The sequence below is a fragment of the Catellatospora sp. NPDC049609 genome, assembly GCF_040675365.1.
Taxonomy (GTDB): domain Bacteria; phylum Actinomycetota; class Actinomycetes; order Mycobacteriales; family Micromonosporaceae; genus Catellatospora.
This window is the reverse complement of record NZ_JBFAOU010000259.1, coordinates 1-8,209: the sequence shown is the minus strand read 5'-3', so window position 1 is coordinate 8,209 and position 8,209 is coordinate 1. Positions and strand designations below refer to the sequence as shown.

The 8,209-nt window shown below is 71.4% G+C and carries 6 protein-coding genes and 1 pseudogene; 5 read left to right on the top strand and 2 right to left on the bottom strand.

The window, feature by feature from the left end:
- The 3 genes and pseudogenes from AB0J67_RS37405 to AB0J67_RS37395 all read left to right on the top strand — a co-directional run.
- Window positions 1-206, top strand: a pseudogene (locus AB0J67_RS37405) (sugar ABC transporter permease); the annotation flags it as partial.
- Window positions 206-1,105 carry a carbohydrate ABC transporter permease gene (locus AB0J67_RS37400; protein WP_363489915.1) on the top strand — a complete coding sequence of 300 codons (900 nt, stop codon included), beginning with the start codon at window positions 206-208 and terminating at the stop codon, window positions 1,103-1,105. The pseudogene AB0J67_RS37405 and the gene AB0J67_RS37400, both read left to right, overlap by 1 nt.
- Window positions 1,102-2,493, top strand: coding sequence for a GH1 family beta-glucosidase (locus AB0J67_RS37395; RefSeq protein WP_363489913.1), 1,392 nt, complete (start codon window positions 1,102-1,104; stop codon window positions 2,491-2,493). Before AB0J67_RS37400 ends, AB0J67_RS37395 begins: the two co-directional genes overlap by 4 nt.
- 122 nt (window positions 2,494-2,615) lie before the next feature.
- On the opposite strand, the gene AB0J67_RS37390 is transcribed toward AB0J67_RS37395, so the two are convergent.
- Window positions 2,616-3,278: a hypothetical protein gene (locus tag AB0J67_RS37390; protein WP_363489911.1), complete on the bottom strand. Its 663-nt coding sequence runs from the start codon at window positions 3,276-3,278 to the stop codon at window positions 2,616-2,618.
- A gap of 122 nt (window positions 3,279-3,400) precedes the next feature.
- Here AB0J67_RS37390 and AB0J67_RS37385 point away from each other — a divergent pair, with 122 nt between their 5' ends.
- Window positions 3,401-3,838, top strand: coding sequence for a potassium channel family protein (locus AB0J67_RS37385; RefSeq protein ID WP_363489909.1), 438 nt, complete (start codon window positions 3,401-3,403; stop codon window positions 3,836-3,838).
- A gap of 148 nt (window positions 3,839-3,986) precedes the next feature.
- Here the strand turns inward: AB0J67_RS37385 and AB0J67_RS37380 are convergent, their stop codons facing one another.
- Window positions 3,987-5,015: a LacI family DNA-binding transcriptional regulator gene (locus AB0J67_RS37380; protein WP_363489907.1), complete on the bottom strand. Its 1,029-nt coding sequence runs from the start codon at window positions 5,013-5,015 to the stop codon at window positions 3,987-3,989.
- Window positions 5,016-5,387: 372 nt separating this feature from the next.
- On the opposite strand from AB0J67_RS37380, the gene AB0J67_RS37375 reads away from it, so the two are divergent.
- Complete coding sequence (locus tag AB0J67_RS37375) at window positions 5,388-8,129, top strand: beta-L-arabinofuranosidase domain-containing protein (protein WP_363489906.1); 2,742 nt, start codon at window positions 5,388-5,390, stop codon at window positions 8,127-8,129.
- Window positions 8,130-8,209: the final 80 nt, after the last annotated feature.

The following is an 8,209-nucleotide window of genomic DNA, read 5'->3' as shown; positions in this document are numbered from 1 at the left end:
TCGCCGAGCCGCTGCTGTTCGGCGGCGGGAGCATGACCGGTGGCTCGGACCGGCAGTTCCAGACCCTGTCGCTGTACCTCTACGAGGTCGGCTTCAGCAGGTTCGACTTCGGCTACGCCTCGACGGCCGCGTGGGCGATGTTCGGCATCATCGTGATCGTCGCGGCGATCAACTACTTCCTCACCAGCCGCCTGCGGAGGTCCTGATGACCACCACGATGACCCGTCCGGAACGTACCGGCCGCAACACCCCGCCGCCCCCGCCGGCGCGCGCCTTCAAGGGCGTGCGCGACCGCCGCCCCGGCGTGCTCGCCTACCTCGCGCTGACCGGCCTGGCGCTGTTCTCGGCGTTCCCGCTCTACTGGTCCCTGGTCGTCGGCTCGCACGACAACGGGATCCTGGGCCAGGTGCCGCCGCCGTTCGGCCTCGGCCCCAACCTGTTCGAGAACATCGAGCGCGCCTTCGGGACGATCGAGTTCGCCAAGGCGCTGATGAACTCGTTCATGGTGTCGGGCGGGATCACGCTGAGCGTGGTGCTGTTCTCGACGCTGGCCGGGTTCGCCTTCGCCAAGCTGCGCTTCCGCGGCCGCAACATCCTGCTGGTCACCGTCATCGCCACCATGATGGTGCCGACGCAGCTGGGCATCATCCCGCTGTACATGCTCATGGCGAAGATCGAGTGGACCGGCACCATGTACGCCGTCGTGGCGCCCAGCCTGGTCAGCGCGTTCGGCGTGTTCTTCATGACGCAGTACCTCGGTGAGGCGGTGCCGACCGAGCTGATCGAGGCGGCCCGCGCCGACGGCTGCACCACCCTGCGCATCTTCTGGCACGTGGTGCTGCCGATCTCCAAGCCCGCCGCGGCGGTGCTGGGCATGCTCACCTTCATGACGGCCTGGAACGACTTCTTCTGGCCGCTGGTCGTGCTCACGCCCGAGGACCCGACCGTGCAGGTCGCCCTGTCCGCGCTGGCGAGCGGCTACATCACCGACTTCTCGCTGTCGCTGACCGGCACGCTCATCGCCACGGTCCCGCTGATGGTGGTGTTCGCGCTGCTCGGCAAGCAGATCATCGGCGGCATCATGCAGGGTGCGGTGAAGGGATGACCAGCGTCCTGCCGCAGGAGGTCGTCGCGCCGTCGCGGCTGTCCTTCCCGCCGGGGTTCCGGTGGGGCGCGGCGACCGCGTCGTACCAGATCGAGGGCGCCGCGGCCGAGGGCGGCCGCACCCCGTCGATCTGGGACACGATGTCGCGCGAGCCGGGGCGGGTGTTCCGCAACCACAGCGGCGACGTCGCCTGCGACCACTACCACCGCTACCGAGACGACGTACGCCTCATGTCGGAGCTTGGCCTGGGCGTCTACCGGTTCTCCGTGGCCTGGCCGCGGATCAAGCCGGACGGCTCCGGCCCGGTCAACCCCCGCGGCCTGGACTTCTACGACCGCCTGGTGGACGAGCTGCTGGCCGCCGGCATCGCGCCGATGGCCACCCTCTACCACTGGGACCTGCCCCAGGTGCTGGAGGACCAGGGCGGCTGGACCAGCCGGGACACGGCGTACTACCTGGCCGACCTCGCTTCGGCGACGATCGCGCGGCTCGGCGACCGGGTGGCCACCTGGACCACCCTGAACGAGCCGTGGTGCTCGGCGTTCCTCGGGTACGCCAGCGGCGACCACGCGCCCGGCCGGCGCGAGCCGCGGGCGGCGTACCTGGCCGCGCACCACCTGCTGCTCGGGCACGGCCTGGCCGCGCGGGCGCTGCGGGCCGGCGGCGCGCGCGAGGTGTCGATCACGCACGTGCTGACCCGGGTGAGCCCGCAGAACCCGCACGACGCGCACGACCGCGAGGCGGCCCGGCTCGTCGACGGCCTGCAGAACCGGATGTGGCTGGACCCGGTGCTGCGCGGGCAGTACCCGGCGGACGTCCTGCCGCTGTTCGAGCGGTTCGGCGCCGCGGACGCGATCCGCGACGGCGACCTTGACGTCATCGCCGCCCCGATCGACCTGCTCGGCGTGAACTACTACCAGCCGGCGCTGGTGCGGGCCAAGGTCGGCGCGGTGGGGCAGGCGTCGTACCCGGGCAGCGAGGGCGTCGACTTCCCGCCGCAGGGCCTGCCCGTCACCGGGATGGACTGGCCGATCGACGCCACCGGGCTGTCGGACCTGCTGGTGCGGGTGTCCCGGGACTATCCGGGCACCCCGCTGATGGTCACCGAGAACGGTTCGGCGTATCACGACCTGCTGGAGGGCGACCGGGTCGCCGACCCGGAGCGCGTCGCCTACTTCGACGGGCACCTGCGGGCGGTGCACCACGCGCTGGAGCGGGGCGCCGACGTCCGCGGCTACCTGGCGTGGTCGCTGATGGACAACTTCGAGTGGGCGTACGGCTACGGCAAGCGCTTCGGCCTCGTCTACGTCGACTACGACACCCAGCGCCGCGTGCCCAAGGACAGCGCGCGCTGGTACGCACAGGTCATCCGGGACAACGGCCTGTGACAGGCTCGTCTGAGCGATACCGTCCGTCGCGCTCAGGCGGGGCGTGACGGTCGTCCCGCCCGTCACGTGAGACGCCCCGGCCCGCGGGAGAGACCGCGGGCCGGGGCGCCGGTGCGTTCGGGTCAGCCGTGCGGCGCGTTCCACATGGCGGCGAAGCCGGCCGCCTCGCCGGTCAGCCAGCGGTCGACGTCGGTGCCCGTGCCCGCTTCACCCCGGTAGGCGATGCCGCGGCGCACGTCGACCAGCACCGGCTCGGCGTGCGGCAGGATCTGGTCCATGTTCGACCGGAGCAGGTGCAGCGTCGCGGTGATCAGGTCGGCGGTCGGCGCCTCCTCGTCGAAGTGCAGCCGCACCGCTTCGCTGTGGCCGTCCTCGTAGCGCAGCCCGAAGTGGGCGCTGATCCGCACCGGCAGGTTGCCGATCATGGCCAGCGCGTCGTTGGTCCGGGTCAGCCGCACCCCCTGCCCCTCGATCGAGGTGAGGTAGCTGGCCGCGCCCGCGGTCAGCGCCGCGTAGAGCCGCTGCCAGCGCTGGTCGACCTGGTCGTTGACCTCGGTCAGGTGGGTGCCCGGCGTGTGCTGGTCGATGTCGGTCTTCAGCGCCTTGATCAGCCGGCTGTGCGGGTTGAACCCGCCGCCGGTCTCCCGTTGCCGGCGCAGCCGGCCGACGAAGGCGGCCTTGGCCGGGCCGGACCGGTCGACGTAGCGGGTGAACGCCAGCAGGGTGGCGTAGGGCAGCGGTGCGGTCTGGGTGGTCTCGGCGACGGTCGCGGGAGGGGTGGGCATGGCGTCTCCGTTCGCAGCTCAGCGGCGCTTTTTCGTACACACATTCTAATCCGCCGGACCGACATTTTCCGCTGCCGTCGCAGCCGATGGGACGGGTTGGCACACCACCGCACAATGTGCCGATGAGCCTGCTCAAACGCTTCACCAACTCGCCCCGCGCGCTGGTCGTCAGCTACCTGCTCCTGATCGTGATCTCGGGCTTCCTCTACTGGGTGTTCGAGGAGGGCAAGCATCCGGGCGACGCGATCTGGTGGGCCGTGGTCACCGCCTCGACCGTCGGGTACGGCGACATGTACCCCGAGACGTGGGCGGGCCGGGTGCTCGCCGGAATCCTGATCTCGGTGATGGTGCTCTTCGTGATCCCGCTGATCACGGCGCATTTCGCCAGCAAGCTGATCGTCGACAACGACGCGTTCCAGCACGAGGAGCAGGAGGAGATCAAGAACCAGCTCCGCGAGATCCGGGCCATCGTCGCCCGCCTCGACCCCGCCGCCGCCACCGAGGCGCGGGCACGCCTCGACGCGGTCGCCGACCGCACCGAACACCCCGGCACGCCCTAGCGCCGCGCCCTCGCCCGGCCCTTCGGTGCTCGGCGTTCGGCCTCCGGCGTTCGGCCTTCGGCGGGCAGTTTCGGGGGAAAGTGTGGGAATCCAGGGCGGCTGAGGTGCGGTTTCCCCGAAACTGCAGGCTGCGGGAGTTGGGGACCGGCTACCGGCCGGGTGGGGGCGGGCCGCTGCTGGCCCGGACCACGAGGCTCGGCGGCACCCGCGGATGGCGGACCGGTGCGGCCGCGCCGTTGCCGCCGAAGAGGTCCAGCAGCGCGGCCAGGCAGCGCCTGCCCACCTCGTCGAAGTCCTGCCGGACCGTGGTCAGCGGCGGCGACAGGAAGGCCGCCTCGGGGATGTCGTCGAAGCCCACCACGCTGATGTCCTCGGGCACCCGCACGGCGCGCTCGTGCAGCGCGCGCAGCATGCCCAGCGCCTGCTGGTCGTTGGCGCAGAACACGGCGGTGACCTCGGTCTGGCCGGCCAGGCGCAGGCCCGCCTCGTAACCCGACCGCGGGCTCCAGTCGCCGGGCAGGACCGGCGGCACCGGGCGGCCCGCGGCCTCGAGGGCCTGGCGCCACCCGTCGACGCGGTCGCGCGCCTCGAGCCAGCCCTGCGGGCCGGACAGGTGCCACACCGTCCGGTGCCCGAGCGCGAGCAGGTGCTCGACCGCCAGCCGCGCGCCCGCGACCTGGTCGACGGAGACCGTCGGCAGGTCGCCGCCGGCGTCGGACTCCACGACGACCGCGGGCACCCCGGTGGGCAGGCTGTGCACCGCCGCCGCCGCGGTCATCAGCGGCGCGATGATGACCACGCCGGCCACGGACTGCTCGGCGAGCCGGTCGACCGCCTCGGCGACGCCGGCCCGGTCGAGCTGCTCCAGTGCGACGATGCTGACGCCGTACCCGGCACGGCGGGCGGCGCGCTCCAGGCCGAGCAGGGTGGCCGCGGGACCGTACAGCAGCGTGTCGAAGCTGACCACGCCGATCACGCGGGACCGCCTGCCGGCCAGGCCCCGGGCCATCGCGTTGGGCCGGAAGTTGAGCTGGGTGACCGCGCGCAGCACCCGCTCGCGGGTCTCCTCCCGCACGCTCGGATGGTTGTTCAGCACGCGCGAGACCGTCTGGTGCGAGACCCCGGCGAGCCGCGCGACGTCCCTGATGACCGCCGCGCGGGCAGGCTGCTGGCTCATGGCGACCCCCTGTCAGCGCATGGTAGCGCAGCACGATCTTCGGCTCTGTCCGAGCACTGACCGATCCCACGGGAAGCCCGGTGCGGTGGGTCGGCCGACGCTCGGGAGTGGACGCCGCTGCGGCGCCACGCCGACGGGATCGGTGGCCTCGCGTGTGACCTGCGCACGTGCGAAACCTTTTCGTCACATCTTGACGGCCTCGATGTTATCGGTCACATTCGACTGGCGGGACATCGAGATATGAGAGCGCCCGGACGTCACAGTAGTTGCTTGGAGCAGGGCAGCGTCGCATCGACGCGCTCCGAAGGCGTTCGTGTGATCGGTAACTTCGCATCCCCGACCTGCTCGCCCTACCCCCTCGGGAGCAACCACATGTGGACCTCGTCCGTCAGCCGGCGCCGCGTCATGCAGGCCGCCGGCGCCGCCGCCGCGGTCACCGCCGTGCCGGCCGTCGTCGCGCCCGGCCGGGCCGCCGCCGCACTGCCGCCGGCCCGCCCCGACACCGGCGTCTCGGCGTACCCCTTCGAGCTCGGCCAGGTCCGGCTGACCGCCGGCCGCTGGCTGGACAACCAGAACCGCACCCTGAACTACCTGCGCGACGTCAACGTCGACCGGCTGCTGTACGTGTTCCGCGCCAACCACCGCCTGTCCACCAACGGCGCCGCGGCGACCGGCGGGTGGGAGGCCCCGAACTTCCCGTTCCGCAGCCACAGCCAGGGGCACTTCCTGACCGCGTGGGCGCAGGCGTGGGCGGTGCTCGGCGACACCACCTGCCGCGACAAGGCCAACCAGATGGTCGCCGCGATGGCGGCGTGCCAGGCCAACAACGGCACGGCCGGGTTCAGCACCGGGTACCTGTCCGGCTTCCCCGAGTCCGACTTCACCGCGCTGGAGGCCGGGAACCTGACCAACGGCAACGTGCCGTACTACGCGATCCACAAGACCCTGGCCGGGCTGCTCGACGTGTGGCGGTACGTGGGCAGCACCCAGGCCCGCGACGTGCTGCTGGCGCTGGCGGGCTGGGTCGACTGGCGCACCGGGCGGCTCAGCTCGTCGCAGATGCAGACGGTGCTGGGCCGGGAGTTCGGCGGCATGAACGCCGTGCTGGCCGACCTCTACCAGCAGACCGGCGACGCCCGCTGGCTGACCGCCGCCCAGCGCTTCGACCACGCCGCCGTGTTCAACCCGCTCGCCTCGAACTCCGACCAGCTCAACGGCCTGCACGCCAACACCCAGGTGCCCAAGTGGATCGGCGCCGCCCGCGAGTTCAAGGCCACCGGCACCACCCGCTACCGCGACATCGCGACCAATGCCTGGAACATCTGCGTCAACGCGCACACGTACGTCATCGGCGGCAACAGCCAGGCCGAGCACTTCCGCGCCCCGAACGCCATCGCCGGATACCTCAACACCGACACGGCCGAGGCGTGTAACACGTACAACATGCTCAAGCTGACCCGGGAGCTGTGGCTGGTCAACCCCGACCAGGCCGGCTACTTCGACTTCTACGAGCGGGCGCTGCTCAACCACCTCATCGGCCAGCAGAACCCGGCCGACAACCACGGGCACTTCACCTACTTCACGCCGCTCAACCCCGGCGGCCGCCGCGGCGTGGGCCCGGCCTGGGGCGGCGGCACGTGGAGCACCGACTACACCACCTTCTGGTGCTGCCAGGGCACCGGCATCGAGACCAACACCAAGCTGATGGACTCGATCTACTTCCACAACGGCACCACGCTGACGGTGAACCTGTTCGTGCCGTCGGTGCTGACGTGGAGCTCGCGCGGGATCACCGTCACCCAGACCACCGCGTACCCGGTCAGCGACACCACGACCCTGCAGGTCACCGGCAGCGTCAGCGGGTCCTGGTCGATGCGTTTCCGCATCCCCGGCTGGACCACCGGCGCCACCATCAGCGTCAACGGGGTGGCGCAGAGCATCACCGCCACCCCGGGCAGCTACGCCGTGCTGACCCGGTCCTGGACCTCCGGGGACACGGTGACCGTCAAGCTGCCCATGCGGGTGATCATGCGCGCCGCCAACGACAACGCCAACGTCTCCGCGGTCACGTACGGTCCGGTCGTGCTCGCCGGCAACTACGGCAACACCAGCCTGTCCGCGCTGCCCAGCCTCACCGTCAGCTCGGTGACGCGCAGCAGCTCGTCCTCGCTGGCGTTCACGGCGACGGCCAACGGCGCGACGGTCAACCTGGCCCCGTTCCACGACGCGCACGGCTACAACTACACCGTCTACTGGAACGCCGCCGGGCAGGGCACCACCGGCGGGGCGACGTTCCGCCTGGCCAACGCGGCCAGCGGCCTCGTGCTGGGGGTGCAGAACATGTCCACCGCCGACGGCGGCCTGGCCGTGCAGTGGGCCGACAACGGCACCGCCGACCACAACTGGGAGCCGGTCGTCGACGGCTCGGCACTGCGGCTGCGCAACGCCAACAGCGGCAAGGTGCTCGGCGTGGAGAACATGTCCACGGCGGACAACGCCCGGGTGATGCAGTGGGCCGACAACGGCACCGCCGACCACCTGTGGACGGTCGTCGACAACGGCGATGGCTCGCACAAACTGCGCAACGTGCACACCGGCAAGCTGCTGGCGATCCTCAACGGCGCCACCGCGCAAGGGGCCCAGGCCGTGCAGGACCCCGACAACGGCACCGCCGACAACCTGTGGCGGTTCGTGCCCGAGGGCGCCCGCCGCATCCGCAACCTCGCCACCGGCCTGGTCCTCGGGGTACAGAACATGTCGACCGCCGACGGCGGCCTGGTCCTGCAGTGGGGCGACACCGGCACCGCCGACCACCTGTGGACGGCGATCGTCGACACCGGCGGCTACCTGCGCCTGCGCAACAGCAACAGCGGCAAGGTGCTCGGCGTGGAGAACATGTCCACCGCCGCCGGCGCCCGGGTGATGCAGTGGACCGACAACGGCACCAACGACCACCGCTGGCGCCTGCGCTACGGCAGCGCCGGCTGCTTCCGTATCCAGTGCGCCAACGGCGGCCTGGTCCTCGGCGTCAGCGGCGGCTCGACCGCCCAGGGCGCCCAGATCGTGACCGCCACCGACAACGGCGCCACCGACCGCCTCTGGCGCTTCATCTGACCCACCGCGCCACCCCTGCGTCGATCTTGCGCGAACTGTTAGGGATATGCCCGGTCAGGGCGTGTCGTCCCCACAGTTCG

Coding starts and splice junctions, on each gene's coding strand:
- AB0J67_RS37400 (WP_363489915.1), top strand. CDS start 206: ATGACCACCACGATGACCCGTCCGGAACGTACCGGCCGCAACACCCCG.
- AB0J67_RS37395 (WP_363489913.1), top strand. CDS start 1,102: ATGACCAGCGTCCTGCCGCAGGAGGTCGTCGCGCCGTCGCGGCTGTCC.
- AB0J67_RS37390 (WP_363489911.1), bottom strand. CDS start 3,278: ATGCCCACCCCTCCCGCGACCGTCGCCGAGACCACCCAGACCGCACCG.
- AB0J67_RS37385 (WP_363489909.1), top strand. CDS start 3,401: ATGAGCCTGCTCAAACGCTTCACCAACTCGCCCCGCGCGCTGGTCGTC.
- AB0J67_RS37380 (WP_363489907.1), bottom strand. CDS start 5,015: ATGAGCCAGCAGCCTGCCCGCGCGGCGGTCATCAGGGACGTCGCGCGG.
- AB0J67_RS37375 (WP_363489906.1), top strand. CDS start 5,388: ATGTGGACCTCGTCCGTCAGCCGGCGCCGCGTCATGCAGGCCGCCGGC.